This window comes from Hellea balneolensis DSM 19091, assembly GCF_000428525.1.
Lineage (GTDB): Bacteria > Pseudomonadota > Alphaproteobacteria > Caulobacterales > Maricaulaceae > Hellea > Hellea balneolensis.
This window is the reverse complement of the sequence record NZ_AUAC01000003.1, coordinates 318,467-342,751: the sequence shown is the minus strand read 5'-3', so window position 1 is coordinate 342,751 and position 24,285 is coordinate 318,467. Positions and strand designations below refer to the sequence as shown.

Sequence of the window (24,285 nt, the reverse complement as noted above, 5' to 3'; positions counted from 1 at the left end):
ATATAGCTTTACAAAAGTGGCCCTGTACTAGGAGATAAAGCAGATTTCTTGGCCTTGTTCCAGAACCGAAAGAAGCGCCTTAAATCGACATCATCCGGAACAATGACCAGCGGAATATCCGGCACAGTGGTAACATTGTGTTTCTTTTGCAAATTATCGATAATGTTTTTGAATAATGGATTAGGTGTTTGGGGAATAAAGAGACTTCGGCCGTCTGCATAAGACTCAAGGAGCTGCTCGGTCTCGCCTTGAAGACATGTAATATTTAAATCCGCCAATAGCTCATAGATAAAAACGAGTCGTTTCAGGCTGTAGCCTTCGCGCTGAAAATAAGCATCATCCCAAATAAATATTGCCTCAGCCCCCTCACCTGCGGCTTTAAAGACCGGGTGATCGCTGCGCAAAGCGTCTTCATGCAGCCAAATCATCGCGCTCATCGCCTTGGCTCCATATAGGGAAACAGCCGCTCAGCGAGAGCCTCATAACTTCCTGCAATATCTTTATTTGCGTTGAACTTTGTATTGATATCAGCGCCTGAATATTTTGCGACATTGTCCAAGTTAAAGAAATAAGGTTTATGGCTGAATGTGCTGGCGACCCATTGCCATGAGAGATTATTGCTCGCAGGGTCACCGTCCAAAAGATGCGTCAGGAAAAACTTTGCCCCGACCTGCCACTTCACCCGCCGCCAATGGCAGATATAGGCGGCCAAATAAAGCCGAGCATGATTGTGTATCCATCCAGTAGACATTAACTGTTCCAAAAATTGATCAATACACGCTGTGCCCGTTTGGGCGTTCAGCACATCTTCAGGCAGTTCATCAGCATAATCATTAGGGCTAAAGCCTGTTTTATAGGCCTCAACGTCGTCCCAGATCATATCAGGATTACGCCTGTATAGCCTTTGCCAATAATCACGCCAAGTGAGTTGCTGAACGAATTTTTCCGCGTCTTTTTTTCCAGCCCTCTCAATTGCCAGATTGCGGACATGATCAAGTGTCAGGGCACCATGACGTATGAAGGGCGAGAGCTGCGTAACGGCCCCGCCCAAGTGATTGCGTGTCCGGCTGTAGGACAGGGGATCTAAGGCGGACAATACGTCCTGCATTTGGTGAATATCGCCGCGAATGGGCGACGCCTCTCCGTCAGCCCAAGGGGATAGGGCCTTTACCGCGACAGCACTCTCATAGCTCTTAGTCGTCTTAACGGGGGTGAAGGTCGTATAGGGGTTATGTGTCATACATTAGTTACGTGCCATGCCCTGTTTCAGGCTTGATAAATATATCTATTAAAAAGCGATGCCGTAATACTTTGTTTCGTATACGTAATAAATTAATTTTATAGACCATCGAATTTTGAAATTTGATTTAGCCTGTAGCACTTAATCATGCGAAATAGTGCCACCTTGAATAATATACAGACAAAATTGACCTAAAAATGTTCGATTTAGAGTATTTTTGAGCATTACGAATTGATTTTTTACACGCGAACTATTATGCCTCTGAGCGGCACAATTATACTATTTTCTCTGTTACTCCGCTCAGAGGAAGTGTATGACAGCGCTGTCAGCAAAAAAGGATAATACCGTGACGACTAAGATTGCAATCAATGGATTTGGCCGTATCGGGCGGAATGTGCTTCGCGCTCTCGAAGAGAGCGGGCGTGATGACCTGCAAGTCGTCGCCATTAATGACTTATCCTCGACGGATAATCTCGCGCATCTTCTAAAATATGATTCAGTTCATGGACGTTTCGGTGGTCAAGTGAGCCATACAGAAACGTCACTCAACATAGGCAAAGGCGACATTCAAGTCACGGCCATCCGTAATCTGGAAGATCAAAACTGGGCCGATAATGATGTTGATATCGTCATGGAATGCACAGGCATTTTTACCGCGCGAGAAACCGCCGCCAAGCACTTGGAGGCAGGTGCTAAACGCGTCTTGATTTCAGCGCCTGGAGCCGGCGCGGATAAAACAATTGTTTACGGCGTCAATCATGATGTCCTGACAAAAAATGACGTGGTCGTTTCAAATGCGTCCTGCACGACAAATGCCCTCGCCCCTGTTGCCAAAGTCCTTAACGACACTTTCGGCATTGAAAATGGCTTCATGACAACCATTCACGCTTATACGGGTGATCAGCCGACGCTCGATACAATCCACCGCAAAGATTATAATCGCGGCCGCGCAGCGGCATTGTCCATGATACCGACATCCACAGGTGCAGCACGGGCCATCGGACTTGTTATTCCTGAGCTTAACGGGAAGCTTGACGGCAAAGCCATTCGCGTGCCGACACCCAATGTGTCTGTTGTTGACCTCGTTATCAACGCCGCAAAAAAGGCTGACGCTATTGCCGTAAACGAAGCTATTCGGGAAGCGGCAAACGGAGCTTTAAAAAACGTTCTACAAATCGTTGATGACAAGACCGTGTCCACTGATTTCAACCACGACCCGCATTCTTCTAGTCTGGTCACAGGTGAAACTGTCGTTATGGACGGTAATCTTATACGTGTGTTAAGCTGGTACGATAATGAGTGGGGTTTCTCGAACCGTATGCTCGACACTGCCGCAGCTATGGCTAAATTTCTTTAAGGTCCCTTTTGGGAGGAGAGCATCATCGCCCGCAAATCGACAGTCGCCGAGTTTCACAAACGTCTTCAATCGCAATTAAAAGAGCATCAAAGCCGCAAAGTCTCTGACCCACAATCCAATGCGGTCAAGCTGCTGGCTTATGATATTTCTAAGGATGTCGAGGACCGCGCCGTTGCCTTTCGTGATATTGAAGCGTTGGTTAAAACCATCTCTGATAAGGCCGCCATTGACCGCGCCCGCCGCTTGCGAGAGCGCGCCAATATACGCAGCTTGCGTGCAATGGATAAAACCATCACGGATATCGCCGCGAAAGAGGCCGAAAAAGGCTTTAAAGCTTTCAAGGCTTGGGCGGAACAGCCCGGCTTAGGCATTGTCTTAACCGCGCATCCGACCTTTTCGCTCTCGCGCGATATCCGAAGCTGTCTAGGCCGCGTCGCCTCAGCAGAAGAAGGGGCATTTCAGGATGAGATTAAAGAGCTAAAGACGTATCCATACCTCCCAAAACGCGCACCGACCCTGAAAGAAGAGCATGAGGACACGCAGGATGCCTTAACCCGTATTCAAGGGGCACTGAACGGTATAAATGCGAAAATTCTCGACACGGCGCGCAAAGCTTTTCCTGAAAAATGGACAGCGATCACCCCTCACCTGGTCGATGCTTATAGCTGGGTGGGATATGACATCGATGGCCGCACAGATATTACATGGGGCGATGCCCTTCGTTTAAGACTACAAGAAAAACGTGATCAGCTTTTGCGTTATAAAGCTGCGGCTCAAACCATTCAGGGCAAAGGCAAGGTTGACGCTAAGGGCGAAGCCGCGCTGGATAAGCTAGTCGATAAATTAGCTGACGCCCATGAAAGCGCAGAGCGCGATTTAATCTTATTTGAAAAAGACATCACTGAGCCTGAAAACCTTGTCGCTGCGGCCAACAATCTGACTCGCAGCTCAACCCGACGATTTCTCAATCTGAAACCGGCTATGCCGCTGATCAAAAAAGCGATTAGCTGCGCCACCTCTGATGCCGTCATCAAAGACCTTATTTGCCTGCGCGCGCAAATGACGGCCTTTGGGTTGGGCACAGCGCGGATTCATTTTCGCCTGAACAATCGTCATGTTGTCTCGGCTATGAAATCGGTCTTTGGCATTGATGAGAAAACATCTGATAATCGCACCATGTTGATGAAGGCCTCTAAGCTAACCAAAAATGTCAAACCGCAGCCTGTCAACTTTGCCTCACTGGCGCTGGAGAAATCCACCGCCCATGAGAAGATGATCCTGACCGCGCAAATCCATAAATATATTGATGACGCAACGCCTATTCGCTTACTGATTGCAGAGACCGAAGACAGCCTCACTCCGCTAGGTATGCTCTATCTTGCGCGGCGTTACGGACTTGAAAAACATCTTGATATCTCCCCGCTCTTTGAAACCGCAGATGCGCTGAATAATGGCGGACGAATTATCGGTAAGATGCTAAGCAACGAAGTTTACCGCGATTATATTAAAGATCGCGGCGTTTTTGCAATCCAGACAGGATTCTCTGATGCTGGCCGTTTCATGGGACAAATCCCGGCAACCCTTGCCATTGAACGCTTGCAATCTCATTTCGCTGCTCAGATGGAAAGATACGGCATGAAAGATGTCGTCTCGCTTGTGTTTAATACGCATGGCGAAGGACTGGGCCGCGGCGGACATCCCGGCACAGTGGTTGACCGCGTCAATTACGTCATGAGCCCTTGGGCGGTGCATCAGTTTGAAAAACGCGGCTTGCCGCTTTGCCACGAAACCAGTTTCCAAGGCGGTGACGGCTTTATGTGGTTCCAAACGGATACCCTTGCCCGTGCCACCGTGGGTTCATTAATTGAGGCCCGCTACGCGGATAAATCTAATGCTCAAGATGATGTCTTCTATAAAGAGAATGATTTCTCATGGGATGTTTTCCGCACTATCGCGTCAGAACAGGACAGCCTTTATAATGACCAAAATTATGTCACGCTCTTGGGCGGCTTTGGGCAGAATATGCTGATTCCGACTGGCTCGCGCGCCGCGAAACGTGCCAAGTCTGGCAGTGATATGTTTAATCCGCGTCAACTCCGCGCCATTCCACATAATGCGATTTTACAGCAATTCGGAACACCCGCCAATATCTTTTACGGTGTCGGCCGCGCTGCCGCAATTGACCCTGAAAAGTTCATAGCCCATTTTCAAAATTCAGCCCGCGCGAAGTCTATCTTCACCCTCGTTATCCGCTCGATGGAGCGCTCCAACCTCTCTATACTTACAGCCTATGGCCGCCTTTTTGATCCGGGGTTCTGGGTGTCCCGCGGCCTCTCAGGCAATGAGCCGCGCTTAGCGCATAAGAGTATGATAGTGGCCGATACGCTCACCGCCTTGCCGTGGCGCTCTCAAATCATGGATCTGGCCAACCGCTTGCGTATGGATGTGTACGACTCTGTACGGTACTTTGAAGCTTGCGATAAAGGTGCGAATTTTGGCAATATCGAAACACTTGAAATTTTGCACAGCCTGCGCCTCGCCGTAGTGATGAAGATGATGATTATTGCCGCCGAGCTTCCGGCCATTGGACAAGAAGGCACGTCGCAAATGAATGTGCTGCAAAAACTGCAAACTTTCCAAATCGACAGCATTCTCTCAGACCTACAGGCTCAATATCCTGCAACGCGCGCCGCATTGGAATGGACAGAAAAACTACAAGAAAAAACAGATACGCCAGTCGCCCCCTCAGGCGGTTTCCCGCATATTAGCGAGACCATCATCAAACCGCTAGAACGCGCAAGGGATTTAACGCGGCAAATAACGGTGGCAATAACGCACCATTATGATGCATTCGGTTAATATTTTTATCTTCGATAAAAAATTAACCGAAAACATTACACATAGAAAAATAAAAGCCTCAAAAAACAAGCAACCGATTGTGTTATAAAACAAATAGGCAATCAGTCAAAATCGCCTATTTCAATATCTGGTCGAATTAGGCGTAAATCATCAATAATCTCACGCCATCCGCTGTGGTATATAGACCAAACAACACTTTTCCCCGATTTGTCTTTTAATTGAAGAGTGTAATTTGGATGGAGTTTTGCCAAGCTAATATCTTTCCAAAGTATTTTGTTCTTCTTCAAGCTTGAACCCGATTTGGCGCCATTAATGTATTCCGACGTCCAATTAATAGAGGTATCGATTGATTGCAAAATCGCCATTGGCAGGAAGAAAACAAACCCCATAAAAATAAATCCGACTCCAGTTATTGGTTCATCTGTAAACAGACATACCAACGCGCCTAAGACTATGAATAAAGTGCTAGCAGTGTAAACAAACCAAAATAAATATTTGGAGAGTTCAATATATTTTTCTCCACTCTCCAGCGACTTGGCTTTTATATTTGCAGTTTTTCGACTTAGAAATGCTGGAATGACTGAGACCGCAGCCGCAACTATTGCCGACGTAAAGATGGCTGAAACTGTTGCCATAAGGCCTCTCTATGAGAACAACACCTTGTCTTGGAAGACATTATAGCAGATAGGGCGGATTAGGTGAAGCCCTAGCCCGCCATACTAATTTGAAACACTCACCAATCCTTCGAGTCCCGACCCTTCGCGCCGCCTCAGGATGAGGAGTAAAGTAGGGTGGATTACGCCTGCGTTTCTATCGAAACGCCAGCTAATCCACCCTACTCACGAATTAGCGTCACTAAATCCCAACAACCCGCTGAACGACTTTCGGCAACCAGCCCTGCATCTTAAGCGGGCCTTGCGTCATCACCAGACAAATACAATCTTCGCCTTCATCAATATGAGGGCTGTGTGTTTCGCTCTCGTCTTCGATATGCATATCACCGCGCGTAAAGAGTTGCTCCCCGACGGTATAGCTTCCCGTCAGGATGAGTGTCCATTCTTCGCCATTATGACTATGTTCAGGCATTTTCATGCCGCCCTTGGCTTTCAGAAGATATAACCGATCCCCATCTTTGGTTTTACGGTCACCCATAATGTCGTGAACAGCCACGCCCGGTACAAGGGATTTCCAATTCATGTCTTGCAGCCCATGGCCAAGCATATGACGCAAGCTTTTGGGCGCAAGGCCGTTCTCGGGATCACTCGACGTGTTGAGATCGGATCTTTCCTGCGGCGGAAGATTGGCTAATACATTGCCCATAAAAAGTGGTGAGAGCGATTGCGATGAGCCGTCCTCTAACATGGACGCCGCCAAATCCTCTTGGAACGCCACGCGCTCAGAGACAGCCTGTGAAATCTCACTCTGACAGGCGAGCATAACATGCTTGGCGGGGCTGAGCGCACCGATAGCATAATCTGTGATAACATCATCAGATAAGATAACGTCGTGTGTAGTCGTCAAGGTCATTGTATTTGGCTCACATGTTTAGCCATATTCGCTTTAAGCGCTTGGATCGCGCTGCGAATACGTGTTTTTACGGTGCCGAGCGGAAGACCCGTTTCGGCGGAAATTTCTTTGTGGGTTTTATATTCCATAAAGGCCATACGGATGGCCATTTGCTGCGACGGAGTCAGCCTCGCAATTTGTTCTCTGAGGATATCTGAATTTTGCTGCGCCATGAAATTGGCTTCGGCGGACGGCACTTCATCATCGGCGATTACCTTCATGAGTTCAGGGTCACGTATATCCATACGGCCATGTTTGCGTTGATGGTCAATCCAACGATTCCGCGTCATGCGGTAAACCCATGTCGCAAAGCTAGCTTTTACGGGATCGAAACTGGCGGCTTTTGTCCAGACTTTGATCATAACGTCTTGGACAATATCCTCGGCAGTGCCATTCCCTACACCACGTGCCATGAGCCAGCCTTTTAGTTTAGGTCCATATATTTCAAAGAGATCGGAGAGCGCACGTGCGTCCTGCTTTTGTGCAATAGCCGAAAGCCACTGTGCATCACGCTTTGCAGCGCTTATACTTTTCGGGGACGCCTTTCGTCCGGTGTTGTAGGGCTTAACCCCTTCATCCGTCATAGTATTTACAATAACGGGTTCCAGTCCGAATGCCATGTGCAATCCATTGAGTTACTAATTTGTCGCAAATATGTTGACTTTAATTACGGCTGAAAAGACGGAATGGTTTTAAAGTCCCCTCTTTCTTTTACATCTTAAAAGCAGACTTACAGCCCTTGACTCTTATAGTCTTATTTCCTATATTTCTGTTATGACAGAAATAACAAAATATACAGATATTACAAAATTAGATGATTTGCCCGAGGCCGTTCAGCGCTTTATCCTTCATTGGGGTGATATGGGCACGACATGGGGCGTGAACCGCACTGTCGCGCAAATTCACGCGCTGCTGTTTATTATGGAGACCCCGCTTAATGCCGAACAAATTACAGATTGCCTCGGCGTAGCACGGTCCAACGTGTCTAACTCTTTAAAAGAGTTATTAGCCTTTAAAACCATACGCCGCGTCCCGGTGGCCGGAGATCGCCGTGATTTTTTCACAGCTGAAACAGACGTGTGGGAGGTCGCTAAGCGCATTGCCGCAGTTCGAAAGGCCCGCGAAATTGACCCCGCGCTAGAGACCCTTACCTATTGCCTTGCTGCGGCTGAAGGCGACTCAAATGTAACCCAAGAACAGCGTAATCGCCTGAAAGACATGCAAGACTTCACGGCGACGATGGACCGTTGGTATGAGCAGATGCAGTCAGTGCCTACCTCGACACTTACCAAGCTCATCAGCATGGGAGACCGTGTTGTCGGGCTTCTAAATATTGGCAGGAAGAAGAACTAACCGCCCAAAGTTAAAATATAGGGAATTCATATGAGCCTAAAAACTCTCTTTATCGGCGGCCCTAAACCTGTTTGGGTGCGTTACCTTCTCATCATAGGGTTCTTCTTTTTGATTACTCGGCTGATCTTGGACTCCTCTTTCGCCCATAGCAGCTTGCTCTATTGCTTGGTGCCCTATTGCGTGGCGATTGTGATTTATATTTTCATGCCGCAGCCACAGGGACGCTATCGCTGGCAGAGGTTTGCGCGGCATATGTTCAGCGCCATGATTGTTATGCTCGCGACATCTGCTCTTCTTTTCGAGGGCTTTATTTGCGTGCTTATGTTCATGCCAATTTATATCATTTTCGCTATCATAGGCTTTGCTTTCGCACCGAAAGAATACCCCACGAAGAATACAGCTGATGTATTTCGCGTGTCCTTCGTGCCCATTGTAATTGCTGTTCTATCTCTCGAAGGCATCAATGCCTCGCTAAGTCTGGAGCGCGAACACAGCCTTACGCGCACTCAAATCGTCAACTTAACACCAGAACAAATTCATAGGAATCTATCTCAGCCTATTCACCTAGACGCTAAGCGCAGCACTTTTCTCTCTTTATTTCCGCTCCCTACCCATGTTGAGGCGGGCTCATTAAACACAGGGGATATTCATAAGGCTCATTTTAAATATAAACGTTGGGGGCACGATGGGTTTAATGTAAAAACAGGCGAGACTTGGCTTAAAATCGCCTCTGTGACGCCGCTTCATATCCAGACGGAAGTTGTCAAAGATACCAGTTATTTCTCGCATTACCTGACCATTCACGGCACAGATATTAAGCTAAACCCCTTAAATGCCAACCGCACACAAATAAGCCTGACGATACATTACCGCCGCGAATTAGACCCCGCATGGTATTTCGGCCCACTACAAAAATCAGCCATCACCGAGAGCGGCGAATATTTAATACAACACGTCATTGCAAGGGGCGCGTTATGAGGGACATTACAGATCGCGTTATCAATAGTGCTGATACAAATTGCTATGACGGCAGAGTACGCTGGAGCCCCGCCAAATCGCTCTGGTTTTCGGCCATGGCAATAGGGTGGATTATTGGCGGCAGTCTCTTCTTTTCGTGGACGGCAGTTGCGGTTTTCTTCCTGCTTTGTGCCATTATTCTCTGCGGCGGCCACTCTTTGGGTATGCATCGCAAGCTTATTCATGACAGCTTTGATTGCCCGAAATGGCTTGAGCGTCTGGGCGTCTATCTCGGAACGCTTGTGGGACTAGGCGGGCCGTTCACCATGATGCGCACACATGATATGCGTGATTGGGCACAGCGGCAGACAGAGTGCCATGACTTCTTCTCTCACGGCGCATCCGTTCTCAAAGATTTTTGGTGGCAAGTGCATTGCAAATTACATCTTGAAAACAGCCCTGACTTTGCCTTCCCGCCAAAACTAACAGAAGACCCCTTCATGATATGGCTACAACGTACAGCAATGTTGCAGCAAATTCCGCTCGCTATTGCGCTTTACCTATGGGGTGGATGGGGCTTTGTCTTTTGGGGTATTTGTGGCCGCGTGACAGCCTCAATCTTTGGGCATTGGCTCGTCGGCTATTTCGCACATAATGATGGCCACCAAGACTGGATAGTCGATGGGGCTGCCGTTCAGGGGCATAATGTGCGTTGGTGCGGACTGATTACATTTGGCGAATGCTGGCACAATAACCATCATGCCTTTCCCGAAAGTGCAAAGCTTGGAGTCTATAAGGGACAGTCTGACCCTGGTTGGTGGGTATTACAAAGCCTAGAGGCCATCGGACTCGTCTCCAACCTAAAACGCCCGCATGACCTAAGCCAACGGGCGGAATTACGGCGGGTATAATCCGATAAATTCTATAATAAACTACTCCGCAAAGACCGCCGGGCGGATGCTTTCTGAAACGCTTTTGGCGTTATAGACGCTTGGATCTTCGCTGCCGCTACGCTTGAGGACGACTTCGATAGACTCAGTAACTTTCGATCCCTCTAAGGCGCGGGCAACATCGTGAATGCCTATGCCCAGATTGACATTGCTATGGGTGCCGCGCCCACGACGGCCCCAGCCATAGCCCCCGCTACCAATGCCGATACCAATACGGCTTGAGACCGGCGCCGCGCCGCCATTATCAGAGGTGTTACCCCCCAAGACTTTAAAATGAGTGTAGCCTTCTGCCAAAGCAATTTCAGCGGCACGAAGTAAAGCATAGTCTCTGGCTTCAGCTTCGGAACGTCCGGTGTAAGCGATGCGGAAACGGTCCTTCTCTATTTGCGTGTTTTCAAAGCCCATAGAGCGTCCGTCAGAGGGGCCATAAGCCGAAGGACCCGTGGCACAAGCCGTTAAGGCCAAAGCCGCCCCGGCCGTTAAAAGAAGATGTTTCATGGCAGAACTCCGCTAAATCTCTAATATAAGTCATATATTATCTAGATAAGAACGTAAAACGGCAATCACAGGCGCTTTTCGGCGCTTGAAAGGCTTGTTCATCTAGCGTTCAGAGAGTATGTAGCCGCTATGTTTACATTAGACGATATCCTCTTGCCCTTAGCTCTGACTGTCATAATCGACAAAAAAGTCAGGAAACCGGAGATGGACGAGTTCTGCCGCCAAGCGGCAGGGCTAATTGACCTTTTCGATTTAGAGCCCATGTCGAAATCTCAACTTATGGCATGGTATGAAAAAAAGCACGCAGAGCTTAATGAGGACTTAGGCGGCAAACGCAAAAATACGATTATCCTGCGCGCCTTGACGCGGTTTAAAGATACGGTCGAGATGGAAAATATCTATGACGCTATGCTCGCAATCTCTGTTAGCGATAATGAATATGTCAAAGAAGAGTCAGAACTTATCCGTTCTGCAGCTTCCATCTGGGGCTTCTCGCGCCCACCTTTCAAGGTCAAGCGCTAGCTGTTAAGGCGGCTGCCTCCTAAGAGGCTCCCAGTGCATCTCTGCGGCGCATTTCTTTTTTGCGCTCATGCTCTAGCAGGTAACGCTTGCGAATGCGGATGCTCTCTGGCGTGACTTCGACGAGTTCGTCATCATTGATAAATTCAAGTGCATATTCCAGCGTCACATCAATCGGCGTCGTCAGGACAACAGCTTCATCCGTTCCGCTTGCCCGCACATTTGTGAGCTGCTTACCCTTAAGCACATTGACGACAAGGTCATTATCCCGCGCATTGATGCCGACGATCATGCCTTCATAAACTTCTTCCGCGTGACCGATAAACATCTTACCGCGATCTTGGAGGTTCCAGAGCGCAAAACCCGCCGCCTTACCATCGCCTTTGGAAATCAGCACACCCTTTTGGCGGCGGCCAATGCCCGCTTTCGTGCGCGGCTTATAGGCATCAAAATTATGATAAAGCAGACCCGTCCCAGAAGTCAGGGTCAGAAACTCGGAGCGGAAACCAATCAGGCCGCGAGTTGGAATTTCATAATCAAGGCGCACACGCCCCTGCCCGTCTGGCACCATATCTTTAAGCTGGCCTTTACGCTCACCGAGCTTTTCCATGATGGAGCCTTGATGGTCGGACTCAACATCAACGGTCAGCGTTTCATAAGGCTCGCATAAGACACCATCAATGTCCTTATTGATGACCTGCGGACGCGAGATAGCGAGCTCATATCCCTCGCGGCGCATATTCTCAATCAAGATAGACAGGTGAAGTTCGCCGCGGCCAGAGACGCGAAACTTATCGGCCTCGTCAAGCTGCTCCACGCGCAGCGCCACATTGTGAATGAGCTCTTTTTGAAGGCGGTCATTGATGTTTCGCGAGGTCACATATTTACCTTCGCGGCCCGCAAAGGGTGAGTCATTTACTTGGAAGGTCATAGAAATCGTCGGTTCATCGACGGATAGCGGCGGCAAGAGCTCTACCTTATCAGGCGAGCAAATCATGTCTGAAATGCCGAGCTTATCAATCCCTGTGAAACAGCAAATATCGCCCGCCGAGACTTCGTCCATTTCAACACGCTCAAGGCCCATGAAACCATAAAGCAAGAGCACTTTGGCTTTGCGCTCAACACCGTCCGGCGTGGCGACGATGACTTGGGAATTGCGCTTGATCTTACCGCGCACAACACGGCCAATGCCGATAACGCCTGTATAGCTATTATAATCCAGCGCTGAGACCTGAAGCTGTAGCGCGCCATCAGGGTCCACATCAGGGACAGGGGCGTGCTGCACAATCGCTTCGAAAAGCGGTGTCATATCTTCGCCAATTGTGTCCACTTCATGAGACGCCCAACCATTTAGCGCAGAGGCATAAACAACGGGGAAATCAAGCTGCTCATCTGTCGCGCCGAGACGGTCAAACAAATCAAATGTTTGGTCCACAGCCCAATCAGGACGCGCCCCATTCCGATCAACTTTATTGACGACGACAATGGGCTTTAAACCTTGTGCCAAAGCTTTCTTGGTCACAAATGTCGTCTGAGGCATTGGGCCTTCGACAGCATCAACAAGCAACACAACAGAGTCGACCATAGAGAGCACGCGCTCTACTTCACCGCCAAAATCCGCGTGACCCGGTGTATCGACTATATTAATGCGCCAATCCGTGCCCTCTTTTTTATCGCTCCAGCGAATAGCCGTGTTCTTGGCCAAGATCGTAATGCCGCGTTCTTTCTCAATATCATTACTATCCATGACGCGCTCTTCGCGCTCCCCGCGCTCATCCAACGTGCCGGACTGGCGCAGCAACTTATCAACAAGCGTCGTTTTACCGTGGTCAACGTGAGCTACAATGGCCACATTACGAAGGGTTTGAATAGAGTCAGTCATAGCGGAAAGTCCGAGATTTGAGAGTTGTGCGAGGCACTAGCGGATAAGCGCTAAAAGGCAAGGATTAGTTTCAGAGGGCACATTACGGGCGTGGGCAACACGCCACTATTACGACAAATGTCATTTTTGTAACTTTACAAAACGACAACTGTCGTTACACAGAGCCTATGAAACAAAAAATCAAACCCTCTGCAGCCGAGACAGCTATATTGACTGTTCTCTGGGAGCATGAACCTTGTAGCGTTAAAGACATACATGAGCGCCTGAGGTCTAAAAAAGACGTGGGTTATACGACAACGCTAAAACAAATTCAGCGTATGTTTGATAAGGGTCTTGTGACGCGCGAGCGCGGCGAAGGTAAATCCTATAATTACAAAGCAATTGTTTCGGAGGATGAAACAAAATCTCATCTCTTTAACCGCTTTGTCGAGACAACTTTCAGCAACTCGGTTTCCGATCTTGTCATGCATGCGCTTGGCAAGCCTGAAACTAGTGAAGATGAAATTGAAAAAATCAAACAGTTCCTAAGGGACATGGAACAAAACACCTAAACCCTGTGCCAAGGGTTCATAAGCGAGGGAGACGTAAGTGACGCATATATTTGATAGCCTAGGATGGGCTTTATTGCATAGTCTTTGGCAAGGGGGGCTCGCCATGCTCGCCGTTGTGATGTTTAGGGGACTGACAAAAAACACAAGCCCGGCTCTACGTTATAATTTTCAAATCATATGCTTATTCGGATGCTTCGCCGCGTTTCTTGTGACATTCGGCCTTTACCAAAATGGCGGCTCAACCGCGGCTTCTACGGCGCAAATCACTACAGGTGATGCCGTTTCCCAAGCGGCCTCTCTATTTACAAAAGCGCCTGAGAGCCTTCAATTGACGTCTCAGAATATATCCATATCAGCGGCGGCCTCCGCACCTTTATTGGGATTATTATGGTGTCTTGGCTTTGCCTTTATGGCCGCGCGATATTTGGCGGCTTATATGATGACACGTAAGCTCCGTGACACAGGCCTGACAGAGGTGTCCATTAAATGGCAAAATCGGTTCCGCACGCTTGTTCTGAACACTGGCGTAGCTGAAAATGTAAGGCTTTATGTTTCAGAACATGTCTCTGGGCCGCTTACGATTGGGTTTATAAAGCCCGTCGTTTTAGTGCCCGCAGGATTTCTGATGGGATTGCCGCGCGAACAAGTCGAGGCCATATTATTACACGAGCTCGCGCATATTCGCCGCTATGACTACCTTGTGAATTTGATGCAAACAGCCGTGAAGACGGTCTTGTTTTTCCACCCTGCTATTCACTTTATATCCAAAAAAATTGATATTGACCGTGAGCAAGCCTGTGATGATTTGGCCGTAGCTCAATCACGTAACCCGCAAGCGCTTATTCGCGGATTAGCCGCTTTGCGCCTTAATCTATCCTCCCAAGGCCTTGCTATGGCCGCAGACGGAAAAAGAACGGATCAAGACACGCCTTTAATGGAACGTCTGAAACGCCTCGTCGGCTCCACGGAATATCAGCGCCGCCCTGAACATCTGCTTATGCCGTTAATTGCAACGCTTCTTATTGGCGGCATTTATCTCTCGACGACGACGTCAGCTAATGCTCACCCAGAGCCCACAGACGCACCACAGAAAACCTATGAACATGCCAAAGCGGATAAAGAAAATTACCGCTTTGAAACCAAACGCCTAAATGGGCGGGACGTTACCGTCAAAATCACAGAAGATGGCCGCCGCTGGGTTCTAGCTGACGGGACTTGGAGAGATGTCGATAAAAACCCAAGCGTCTTAAACCGCTTGCCTATGGCTATGCCTCAGCCGCCTCTATATAAGAACGGCCAGATAAATACAAAAAGCTTCGAAGCAAAGATGAGCCAATTCGAGATTGATATGGAATATTTCGAAGCTGAAATGGAACGTTATTTTGAAGAGAATAATCAACTGAGCGAGCGCGAACAGGACCGCTTAGAACGCGACGCCGAGCGCCTTGCAGAAAGAGCTGAACGCCTCGCCGAACGCAATGAAGAGCGCGTAGAGGCTGCTATTGAGCGCGCGGAAGAACAGCGTGAACGCGCTGAAGAACAAAGAGAGCGTGCCGCAGAACAGCGTGAACATGCCGCAGAACAAAGACAGCGCAGAAAAGAGCAAAATAAACGTGCAGAGAAAATGCGCGCAAAAGCAAATAAGCAGCATGCTAATTACAATCAGCTACGAGAAACGCTTTATGGTTATCTGGTGAAAGATGGCTTTATTTCATCTGAGTCCGAAAAAGTGACATTCTTGAATAAATCTAATGATTGGGTCGTTAATGGCGTGGCAATTCCAAATTCCAAAGAAGACAAATATTGCAAATTATTTGCGGATATGGGGATTAAAAAATCGACCCTCAAAAAAATTGAACTCACGCCTGGGTCAACACATGTGGTCAATGAGTCCAAAAACGGAAAACAGTCCACACATATGACCTTTGGAGAGTTTAACCATGAGAATAGCAAAACGCATATTCACAAAACTAGCGCTGAAGTGAAGGCCTCTGCCCCTGCCTTTATGTGGCCAACCCAGAGCCGTCATATCACGACCACTTATGGTCAAAAAGGGAAGCTGTGGGATAGCTATCATCACGGCGTAGACTTTAAAGGAGCCGTCGGAGAGCGAATTTATGCGAGCGCAGATGGAACTGTTGAATATGCAGGGACAGCAGATAAGTGGGGTAAACGCGTCATGCTAAAACATGCGAGTGGCTATCAAACACTATACGCACATATGAACAGCATTGACGTGTCGCGCGGACAAAGCGTTAAGGCCGGAGATATCATTGGCAGTATCGGCTCAACAGGCCAATCAACAGGGCCGCATTTACATTTCGAATTGCGCAAGGATGGCCAAAGGCTCGACCCTCTCCCGCAAATTAAATAGCGCCTCATAAAACAATACGTCTCGCAAGAAAGACCCCCTCTCATGACACATATAAACAAGCTGCTTAGCGCAGCCACAATACCCCTCACCCTAATTTTCACGGCTCAAAATGTTACAGCCCAAACAAATGAAAATACATTTGAAGCCGTTTTCTTTGAGCAATATGTGCCGCGCAATGCGCTCGACATGATTGCCCAAATTCCGGGCTTTCAGTTGCAAGGCGCGGATAATCGGCGCGGTTTGGGCCAAGGTGGCGCGAATATATTAGTGAATGGAGAGCGGCTAACAGGTAAGACCGATGTCGGGTCTCAACTTAACCGTATCGTAGCGGAAAACGTCGTGCGCATAGAAATCAAAGACGGAGCCTCACTAGATATTCCAGGTCTGTCCGGTCAGGTTGCCAATATCGTGACTGCGTCCAAAGGCCGAACAGGAACATGGAGCTGGGCTCCACAATTTCGAGAGCGCCAAGAAGCTAGCCTCACCCATGCTCATTTGACTATATCAGGCGAAACGAGAAATTTGACTTACTCCGCAGAAATACGAAATGAGATTAACCGCAATGGTGATTGGGGTCCTGAAACCCTCACAGCCGCTGACGGCACACTCTTTGAAATCCGCGACGAACGTGGGCGCTATAACTTTGAAGGCCCTGGCGCGACACTGGATTTAAACTGGAAACCTAAAGCGGATCATGTCGCCAATTTGAACTTGGAATATAATAAATTAAATGCGGCTCAACGCGTACTCTCAAACCGAAGAGCGATCACAGATCGCGGCCAAGACTTAAATACAGTCTTCACAGGCGGCGAGAATGAATGGAATGCCAAGATCGGCGCAGATTACGAATTTCCTGTCGGGCCTGGTAAATTAAAAGCGATTGGTTATTACCGATTTGAACGTTCTCCAACGCGAAGCGCTTTTTCTGTCTTTGACTTGGATGGCGAGCAGCTCAGTGGGTCCATCTTTGACCGCCTCGCGGATGAGGCTGAAACGATTGCGCGAAGTGAATATAGCTGGTCCCCTGAAGAGGGACGAGATTGGACATTAGGCGTCGAGGGTGCGTTTAATTATCTCGACATTCAATCTGATTTACAGTCATTTCAAGACGGTGCCTATATTGATTTTGAATTAGATGGTGCCAGTTCACGCGTTGAAGAACGCCGTGCCGAAGCCACCCTCACGCATAGCCGAGAACTTTCAGCTAAGTGGAATGTTCAGCTTTCCGCAGGTGTTGAATATTCAAAACTGGAGCAAACAGGTGGCCTGTCCCGCGATTTTGTTCGCCCTAAAGGATTTTTGCTCGCCACTTATAAACCCGAAGAAAATACCTCGCTACGCTTCCGTATTGAGCGTGAAGTTGATCAGCTCAGCTTTTTTGATTTTATCTCTTCCGTTGACGTTGTTGATAATATTGACCGCACAGGCAACGTCAATCTGGTGCCGTCTCAACGTTGGATTTTATCGGCCGAATATGACAAAGATTTCGGCCAAGGTTTTACCATAAATATCAATCCTTATTTCAATCAAATATCGGATCTGGTGGACCGTATCCCTATTGGCGATGATGGCGACGCAGTTGGAAATATTGACAGCGCCATTCGTTATGGCATCGATTTTAACACCAGTATCAAAGGGGATAGATGGGGCTGGAAAGGCACGCAATTTGATCTTGATGTGGAATGGCGCAATAGCCGCGTTGAAGATCCCGTGACCTTTGAGAAACGTCAACTTAGCCGCGATAAGAAAACATTTTGGCATGCGCGTATGCGCCATGATATTCCGAATACAGACTGGGCCTATGGCGGCGGCGTTCGTGAATATGCGGATTATAAAGGCTTTCGTCTTTTCACCACGGATAACCCAACATTAGAACGCCCCATCACTTATGCTTTTCTGGAGCATAAAGACATTCTGGGCATCAAAATAAGAGCGGAATTAACGAACCTCATTGACTCCCGCGAAGAATTTACGCGCGAGGTTTTCACGGACAGGCGTGACCGCGGCGTTCTGGATTTTACTGAATTTCAATCGCGCACCTTTGGCCCAATATTAGATATAGAATTTAGCGGCAGTTTTTAAAATAGAAACGGGCGGTCCCCCGACCGCCCATTTCTCGCTTGCTTAGATGTGTCTTACTTTTCGTAATTCACATTGAGCGGCGTTGTAATTTGATCTTGCGGATCTATCTCACACGTGCCTGAACGGTAATTGCCGACACTTCGGATGACCTCTCCAGCTTCGGGCTCGACGCGCTCACCTTTTATAAGGCTGCTTAGAACGCGGGTCACTAATCCGTCCAAACGCGTGACAACATAGCAATCCACTGTGGGCTCTGCATGGGCGTTTCCGATGCCGCTATCATCCGTAAGGAAGAGGAACCGCCCGCCTGTAACCTGCGCCATGGAGCGCATCAGAAACTCGGCGGTTTTATCCACGCCGCTAGCCGCCAAAGGCACGACATGAATGCCGCGTGTGCGCGAAAGCAATCCAGCTTCCCATGTCTCGGTGATATGGCGGTCATGCGGCGGTGCATCGGCGACCAAAAGGTTGACCTTGAGCGCATCCTCGCGCCAGTCCATCTCCAGTCCCGCTTGCATAGCGGTGTGCATAGCTTCGGGCGTATCGCCGCCGCCATTGGCAGTTTGCTCGCCTAGCGCCTTACGGAACTCTTCAATATCGCCTGTGAAAGGCACTTCGCGCACAACATAAGCATCGCCAACATCGCGATACACAATCAGCCCCGTGCGGATATCAATACCCGGATTGGCTCCTTCTACGCGGCCCACAATGGCTTTGAGTTCTGACTGCAGATAGCGCATTTCATCGCCCATTGAGCCTGTGGCATCAATGGTCAAAAGCAAGTCCATTTCCTCAATAGGCTGCGCGTCTGTTTTCAATTCAATCTCAAGATCGCCGCCTTTATTTATCATTTTGCGTGTCAATTTTGTTCTGACCGTTTTGGAGCCCTTGGCTGATATTTTTAGCCGTGTGCCCGACTCTAATCCGTCAAAATCAGGGTAAAGATAAGCCATGCCATCGGCCCCCGTGCGCAATGGAAACATCTTGTTTCTTTTAGACGTGGTCAGCGTAATATCCGCCAGAGGCACAGGTTGACCTAGGCTATCGACAATTCGAATATTGATGCGTTGATCCGCATCGACATAAGGCAAGTCTTTGCCGCGCAGCTCTCCTTGGAGCATTTTATCCAAATAAATTTTGTATAGGTCAGGGTTCAAGACATCGTCATAATCCCCCGCCGTTAAGAGACCAGATTGCGGCGTGGGCTTTGGCTTGGGTTTTACAACGGGTTCAGAGCGGATGATATTTCCGTCCGCGTCAATCGCAACCATTTCGGTCATGGCCTCTTGTACAACCACAGTCTCTGTCACGGTTTCATAAACAGGCGGCGTTGAGATATATTCAACACGCGCGGGTTCAATCACGAATGTCTTGGTAACGTCTTTATAGGTTCCGTGCTCGGTGAGCACTTGAACGGTGACATCTTTTGTAATCGCCGGAACAACACGTTCTTGAGTTGAGGCAGGCGTCTTAATCACACGCCTAGTTTCCGTTTTCGTCACAGCCGGAATGGTCCGCTCCACCATGCGCACTGGCGCTTTGTCTTCTGACATAGGCGCAGTCACAGGCATGGGAGGCGGCGCAGGAGCCGCTACAGCTTCACGGCTGCTTCGCTTCGAACGGCTAGACCCAGATCGCGCACCTGTAACAACGATTTCATCAAAGCTCGAAGCCTCAGACGTGGCTTCGACCATGGGAGCAATACTCCCGTCAGCTGCTATATCCGCGGAATAGCTTTCAACGATAGGTGGCGGCGGGGCCGCAAACAGAGCTTCACCTTCACCAGTGTCGCCACGCGCACTGTCCGTTTTTATAGGCCTGAGAAGATGACTGATAGAGTTTATACCGCCCTCAGGGGCTGCTACGGGCTCAGAGCTTAAGACCTCAGACGTGCCATCCGCATTTATCATTACTGTTTCACGCACGGTGTCATAAGTTGGCGGTATCATTACAAGCTCGGTACTGGCCTCTTGGACAACCACAGTTTCTTCAACCGTTTTAAAGCTTCCGTCTTTATCTCTGATGCGGCGCGTTTCCATTTTTGTGACTGGCGGGATGACGCGCTCAACTGTGCGGCCTGGCGTCTTCACAACGCGCCGCTCAATCGTCACGACATTTGAGGGGGTCGCAACTTCGGAAGCTTTGGCAACAGAGGGCACAGTCTCAGTCTCGTTTGATAGAGCTGTCTCCGTTAAAGGCTCTTTACTCTCAACAGACTTAGCTGGTTCGGAAGGTTTCGCATCTTCTGACACAACAGGCTCAATAGGGGATATGTCAGGCTTAGCATCAGGAAGCGGCTTCACAGCAATCGGCTCTGTCACAGGGCTTTCTGCTAATTCTTTAAGCTCAGTCTTTTTATCCTCACCCGCTTCGAAATCCAATGCTACAGCCTGGGGCGCTGACTTTGGCGGCATGTCTTCAAATCTGTTATTTGGAATATAAAGCGACGTAGCGAAAAGCGCAGCGGCGCAGGTGCCTACCATCATCGCGGCCTTGCCGTTAAAGCTAAATAAATCTGTGATTTTGCGCATCGTGTCTCTCCCAAAGGTCATCACAGACCCAATGGCTGTGCTCTGAGACATAGGACGCGGCTCGCCCGCTAATCCTTGGGAACGATGTGATTTTTCTTGCGGTCTGTCTTGCACAGCCTCAGCCGCAAACTCCGCGTCAAAAGCCGCCATAGCTACATCAAGGCCCTTCTTACGAGAGGCCTCGGACGGCTTCATATTTTGCATTTCAGCCGCTAACTTTTCTAGTTCATCATCACTCATGCCAGCGCCTCCTTGCCTAATCCGTTATCTTTTGACGCCAATGATTTTAGCCTCTTTCTAATTTCGCTCATCCTCCAGGCTATTGTGCCTTCTGCAACGCCCAAAACTTCTGCGGCTTGGGCAAAATTCATATCCTCACCTAATGTAAGCGCCGCCGTATCGCGCAAATCTTCCGACAAGGTTTCTAGAGCCGCATGAAGCCAAGAGAGGCGTTTTTGCGTGTCCAGACTCTCGCCCCGAGACAGGTTTTCCATCTCGGCATAGCCTGCCACAGTTCGCGTTTGTGTGGCGGAGCGGCGGAGTGCATCTTTTCCGGCATTAAGGGCAATACGGTGCAACCAACTTGTCAACTTAGCATCACCGCGCCATTTCTTTAGCTTTTTAGGCAAAGCCGCCCATATCTCCTGCGTGATATCCTCAGCATCGCTTTGATTGCGCAGCACACTATAAACCACGCGAAACACGCGGTCATAATGCCGATCTAATAAGACGCGAAAGGCCGCCTTGTCCCCCAAAGCCGCGCGCGCGGCCAGGTCTTCATCACACTCTGTGTTTGTCATTCTATAGGGTAAGACGTATCTGAAACGGCTATCCTTGGAAATAATTTTATTTTTTTCGCGCCGCCCGCAAAAGCCCTGAAATAGCTCTTGTATTTAAATGTTCTACCGCCACATATTAGGCACCTCACTCAAGGACATCCCATGCGCACCGATACTGCCCCAACTGTCACCAAGCTCTCAGATTACACGCCGCCCAATTTCAAAATTGAGAGCGTTTATCTGGATTTCGATTTGGATCCAAAAAATACAGTTGTTCGGAGCACGCTAAAAGTCTCGCGCCTCGCCGCCGGGCCCCTCACGCTTGATGGCGATGAGATTTCTTTAAAATCGGTCAAACTTGATGGCCGCTTGCTAAAGCGCAGCGACTATAAGCTCACACAGGCGCATCTTATCATTGATGACCTCCCCAATCACTTTACCCTCGAGATTGAAAATAGCTGTAACCCTGCCGCAAACTCGACCCTTATGGGGCTTTACGTTTCTGGCGGACGTTTTTGTACGCAGTGTGAGGCGGAAGGCTTTCGCCGCATTACCTATTATCCTGACCGTCCCGATGTGCTGTCCGTCTTTACCGTCCGCGTTCAAGCGCCTCTCAAAGACTATCCGCACCTTTTAGCCAATGGCAATATGATCGACAGCGGCTCTATTGATGGCGGGAAAACGCATTTTGCGGTGTGGGAAGACCCCTTCCCGAAGCCCGCCTATCTTTTTGCGCTCGTTGCAGGTCAATTTGATCTTTTGGAGGACAGCTTTACTACAATGAGCGGACGAGAAATTCCGCTGACCATCTATGTGGATCCGGGTGATGCCCACCGCGCGGAATATGCCATGGACAGCCTTATACGTTCGATGAAATGGGATGAAGAGGCCTTTGGCCGCGAATATGATCTGGCCCGCTTCATGATTGTTGCCGTGCGCGATTTTAACTTTGGCGCGATGGAAAATAAGGGGCTGAATATATTCAACTCCGCGCTGCTCTTGGCCGATGGCGAGAGCGCGACTGATATGAATTTCGAGCGTATCGAGTCTGTTGTTGCGCACGAATATTTTCACAATTGGACGGGCAACCGTATTACATGCCGCGACTGGTTTCAGCTTTGCCTGAAAGAAGGCTTTACCGTTTTCCGCGATCAAGAATTTTCCGCTGACCAGCGCGGCGCGGCGGTACAGCGTATTAAAGATGTGCGGGCCTTACGCGGCAGGCAATTTCCTGAAGATGCCGGCCCCCTCGCCCATCCTGTAAGGCCCAATCAATATGTCAAAATAGATAATTTCTATACCGCGACAATCTACGAAAAGGGCGCCGAACTTATCCGTATGCTAAAAACTCTTTTGGGCGCAGAGGCGTTTCGCAAGGGCTGTGACCATTATTTCGAGACGCTAGACGGTACAGCCGCAACGGTTGAGCAGTTTATTGCCAGTTTTGAAGCCTCTTCAGGCAAAGACCTCTCTCAATTTATGCGTTGGTATGAACAAGCCGGCACACCACATATCAAAGTGACGCGCACTCGCAGCTCGGAAAGCAATGTCAGCGTCGACGTTATAACTTTTGAACAAAAGACTCTACCTACGCCCGGTCAGAAAACTAAAAAGCCTGTTGTTCTGCCAATTAAATGGCAAGCCATTGGTGATGACGGCCCTATTGGAGAGGCGCAACTAACGGTTCTGGATGCAGCTCAGACACACGTATCATTACCTTTGGCGGGAAAAGAGTATAGTCTGTCTATTTTGCAAGACTTCTCTGCCCCTGCAATCCTGCACACGGATCAGACGACGGAAGACGCGCTTCGATTAATGGCAAATGACCCCAATGCCTTTAACCGCTGGGAAGCCGGGCAGTCCCTCGCCCGTAAACTTATGGGCAGTCTGACAAAAGCGATTGAAAGCGGCAAGATGCCAGAGCCCGACACAGCATTGCGCGGATATGCACGCGCTTTAAAGCATACACTTTTGGATGCTGAATTTGACAATAATTTCAAAGCTTTAGCCCTGACAATACCCTCTAATATGGATGTTATGCAAAGCCTGCCTCAGTCCGACCCTATCGCAGTGAATTTGGCAGGGGACTGGCTAAACCGGGCCATTTCTGATGAGTCGAAAACCGATCTCATAGAAACTTATCATGCGCTCAAAGATGAGGGTCCTTTTGACCCCGGGGCCGCCGCTGCGGGTCGCCGGGCCTTGAAAAACCGCTGCCTGAACTTACTCGCCTCGCGTCAGGATGCTATAGCTGCGCCGCTCGCTATTTCGCAGTTTAACGCCGCCACCAATATGACGGATGAGCTTTCAGCTTTACTTACATTGGACAAGCTCGGCGGACGCCGCGTGGATCAATCAATGGAAGACTTTTACGTCAAATGGAAAGCTAACCCGCTTGTGATCGATAAATGGTTCGCTGTGCAAGCCGGGCGCAAACACCCAAGCGGGGTTGACGCGATTGAGCAACTCACAAAACATGATGCATATGATCCGCGAAACCCTAACCGTGTCAGAGCTCTACTCGGAAGTTTTGCCATGAGTAATCCGCATCTCTTTCATGATGCTAGCGGCGCAGGGTATAACTTCTTCACTGAGCAAGTTTTAGATATGGATAGCCGTAACCCCTCTGTCGCTGCGCGGCTATTGGGCGTTTATGAAATCTGGCGTAAGCTTGATACCGCTCGCCAAGATCAGATCAAGGCTCAGCTTCGCCGCGTCATAAAATCAAAACCCTCAAAGAATGTTTTGGAAATCGCGTCGAAAACGCTTGGTTAGTCAGACAATATA

19 protein-coding genes are annotated in these 24,285 nt (G+C 49.0%); 10 read left to right on the top strand and 9 right to left on the bottom strand.

Annotated features, from left to right (window positions below; translation table 11 throughout):
* Nucleotides 1–8: 8 nt before the first annotated feature.
* A complete protein-coding gene (locus F569_RS0107635) occupies nt 9–437 on the bottom strand; it encodes a hypothetical protein (RefSeq protein WP_026941716.1) in 429 nt (142 codons plus the stop codon).
* The gene (locus tag F569_RS0107630) at nt 434–1,240 is read right to left on the bottom strand and encodes an FAD-binding domain-containing protein (RefSeq protein WP_026941715.1); all 807 of its coding nucleotides are present in this window, start codon (nt 1,238–1,240) and stop codon (nt 434–436) included. Before F569_RS0107630 ends, F569_RS0107635 begins: the two co-directional genes overlap by 4 nt.
* A gap of 346 nt (nt 1,241–1,586) precedes the next feature.
* Here F569_RS0107630 and gap point away from each other — a divergent pair, with 346 nt between their 5' ends.
* Both gap and F569_RS0107620 read left to right on the top strand, forming a co-directional pair.
* Nucleotides 1,587–2,597, top strand: a complete 1,011-nt coding sequence (gene gap, locus F569_RS0107625; RefSeq protein WP_026941714.1) for a type I glyceraldehyde-3-phosphate dehydrogenase — start codon at nt 1,587–1,589, stop codon at nt 2,595–2,597.
* Between the two features lie 195 nt (nt 2,598–2,792).
* Nucleotides 2,793–5,456 (top strand): phosphoenolpyruvate carboxylase, encoded by a 2,664-nt coding sequence (locus F569_RS0107620; protein WP_026941713.1) that lies wholly within the window; start codon nt 2,793–2,795, stop codon nt 5,454–5,456.
* Between the two features lie 101 nt (nt 5,457–5,557).
* Here F569_RS0107620 and F569_RS0107615 read toward each other — a convergent pair whose 3' ends face one another.
* The 3 genes from F569_RS0107615 to F569_RS17090 all read right to left on the bottom strand — a co-directional run bounded on the left by F569_RS0107615 (nt 5,558) and on the right by F569_RS17090 (nt 7,642).
* Complete coding sequence (locus F569_RS0107615; protein WP_026941712.1) at nt 5,558–6,091, bottom strand: hypothetical protein; 534 nt, start codon at nt 6,089–6,091, stop codon at nt 5,558–5,560.
* 220 nt (nt 6,092–6,311) lie between these two features.
* On the bottom strand, nt 6,312–6,983 hold the full coding sequence (locus tag F569_RS18900; RefSeq protein ID WP_051279560.1) for a ChrR family anti-sigma-E factor: 672 nt from the start codon (nt 6,981–6,983) through the stop codon (nt 6,312–6,314).
* Entirely contained in the window at nt 6,980–7,642 is a 663-nt protein-coding gene (locus F569_RS17090) for an RNA polymerase sigma factor (RefSeq protein ID WP_051279558.1), read from the bottom strand. The genes F569_RS18900 and F569_RS17090 overlap by 4 nt, the downstream gene beginning before the upstream one ends.
* Nucleotides 7,643–7,796: 154 nt before the next feature.
* Here F569_RS17090 and F569_RS0107600 point away from each other — a divergent pair, with 154 nt between their 5' ends.
* Genes F569_RS0107600 through F569_RS0107590 form a run of 3 tightly spaced genes read left to right on the top strand, consistent with a single transcriptional unit; the run spans nt 7,797 to nt 10,243 of the window.
* Nucleotides 7,797–8,375, top strand: a complete 579-nt coding sequence (locus F569_RS0107600; protein ID WP_051279556.1) for a GbsR/MarR family transcriptional regulator — start codon at nt 7,797–7,799, stop codon at nt 8,373–8,375.
* A 30-nt stretch (nt 8,376–8,405) separates the two neighbouring features.
* Nucleotides 8,406–9,353, top strand: a complete 948-nt coding sequence (locus F569_RS0107595) for a hypothetical protein (RefSeq protein ID WP_026941710.1) — start codon at nt 8,406–8,408, stop codon at nt 9,351–9,353.
* Nucleotides 9,350–10,243 carry an acyl-CoA desaturase gene (locus F569_RS0107590; RefSeq protein ID WP_026941709.1) on the top strand — a complete coding sequence of 298 codons (894 nt, stop codon included), beginning with the start codon at nt 9,350–9,352 and terminating at the stop codon, nt 10,241–10,243. Before F569_RS0107595 ends, F569_RS0107590 begins: the two co-directional genes overlap by 4 nt.
* Nucleotides 10,244–10,264: 21 nt before the next feature.
* On the opposite strand, the gene F569_RS0107585 is transcribed toward F569_RS0107590, so the two are convergent.
* Nucleotides 10,265–10,780, bottom strand: a complete 516-nt coding sequence (locus F569_RS0107585) for a CC0125/CC1285 family lipoprotein (RefSeq protein ID WP_026941708.1) — start codon at nt 10,778–10,780, stop codon at nt 10,265–10,267.
* A gap of 129 nt (nt 10,781–10,909) precedes the next feature.
* Here F569_RS0107585 and F569_RS0107580 point away from each other — a divergent pair, with 129 nt between their 5' ends.
* Nucleotides 10,910–11,302 carry a hypothetical protein gene (locus F569_RS0107580; RefSeq protein WP_026941707.1) on the top strand — a complete coding sequence of 131 codons (393 nt, stop codon included), beginning with the start codon at nt 10,910–10,912 and terminating at the stop codon, nt 11,300–11,302.
* Nucleotides 11,303–11,321: 19 nt separating this feature from the next.
* Here F569_RS0107580 and typA read toward each other — a convergent pair whose 3' ends face one another.
* A complete protein-coding gene (gene typA, locus F569_RS0107575; protein WP_026941706.1) occupies nt 11,322–13,181 on the bottom strand; it encodes a translational GTPase TypA in 1,860 nt (619 codons plus the stop codon).
* A 167-nt stretch (nt 13,182–13,348) separates the two neighbouring features.
* On the opposite strand from typA, the gene F569_RS0107570 reads away from it, so the two are divergent.
* From F569_RS0107570 to F569_RS0107560, 3 genes are read left to right on the top strand one after another with little or no spacing between them, the layout of a single operon-like run.
* Nucleotides 13,349–13,732, top strand: coding sequence for a BlaI/MecI/CopY family transcriptional regulator (locus tag F569_RS0107570; RefSeq protein ID WP_034388027.1), 384 nt, complete (start codon nt 13,349–13,351; stop codon nt 13,730–13,732).
* A gap of 37 nt (nt 13,733–13,769) precedes the next feature.
* Nucleotides 13,770–16,106 carry a peptidoglycan DD-metalloendopeptidase family protein gene (locus tag F569_RS18895; RefSeq protein WP_026941704.1) on the top strand — a complete coding sequence of 779 codons (2,337 nt, stop codon included), beginning with the start codon at nt 13,770–13,772 and terminating at the stop codon, nt 16,104–16,106.
* Between the two features lie 42 nt (nt 16,107–16,148).
* Nucleotides 16,149–18,188 (top strand): TonB-dependent receptor plug domain-containing protein, encoded by a 2,040-nt coding sequence (locus F569_RS0107560; RefSeq protein ID WP_026941703.1) that lies wholly within the window; start codon nt 16,149–16,151, stop codon nt 18,186–18,188.
* Nucleotides 18,189–18,241: 53 nt separating this feature from the next.
* On the opposite strand, the gene F569_RS18890 is transcribed toward F569_RS0107560, so the two are convergent.
* Both F569_RS18890 and F569_RS0107550 read right to left on the bottom strand, forming a co-directional pair.
* Nucleotides 18,242–20,959, bottom strand: a complete 2,718-nt coding sequence (locus tag F569_RS18890) for a hypothetical protein (RefSeq protein WP_051279552.1) — start codon at nt 20,957–20,959, stop codon at nt 18,242–18,244.
* On the bottom strand, nt 20,956–21,519 hold the full coding sequence (locus F569_RS0107550) for an RNA polymerase sigma factor (RefSeq protein ID WP_026941702.1): 564 nt from the start codon (nt 21,517–21,519) through the stop codon (nt 20,956–20,958). Before F569_RS0107550 ends, F569_RS18890 begins: the two co-directional genes overlap by 4 nt.
* A gap of 141 nt (nt 21,520–21,660) precedes the next feature.
* Here F569_RS0107550 and pepN point away from each other — a divergent pair, with 141 nt between their 5' ends.
* Nucleotides 21,661–24,273, top strand: coding sequence for an aminopeptidase N (gene pepN, locus F569_RS0107545; protein ID WP_026941701.1), 2,613 nt, complete (start codon nt 21,661–21,663; stop codon nt 24,271–24,273).
* The last annotated feature ends 12 nt before the right edge of the window (nt 24,274–24,285 follow it).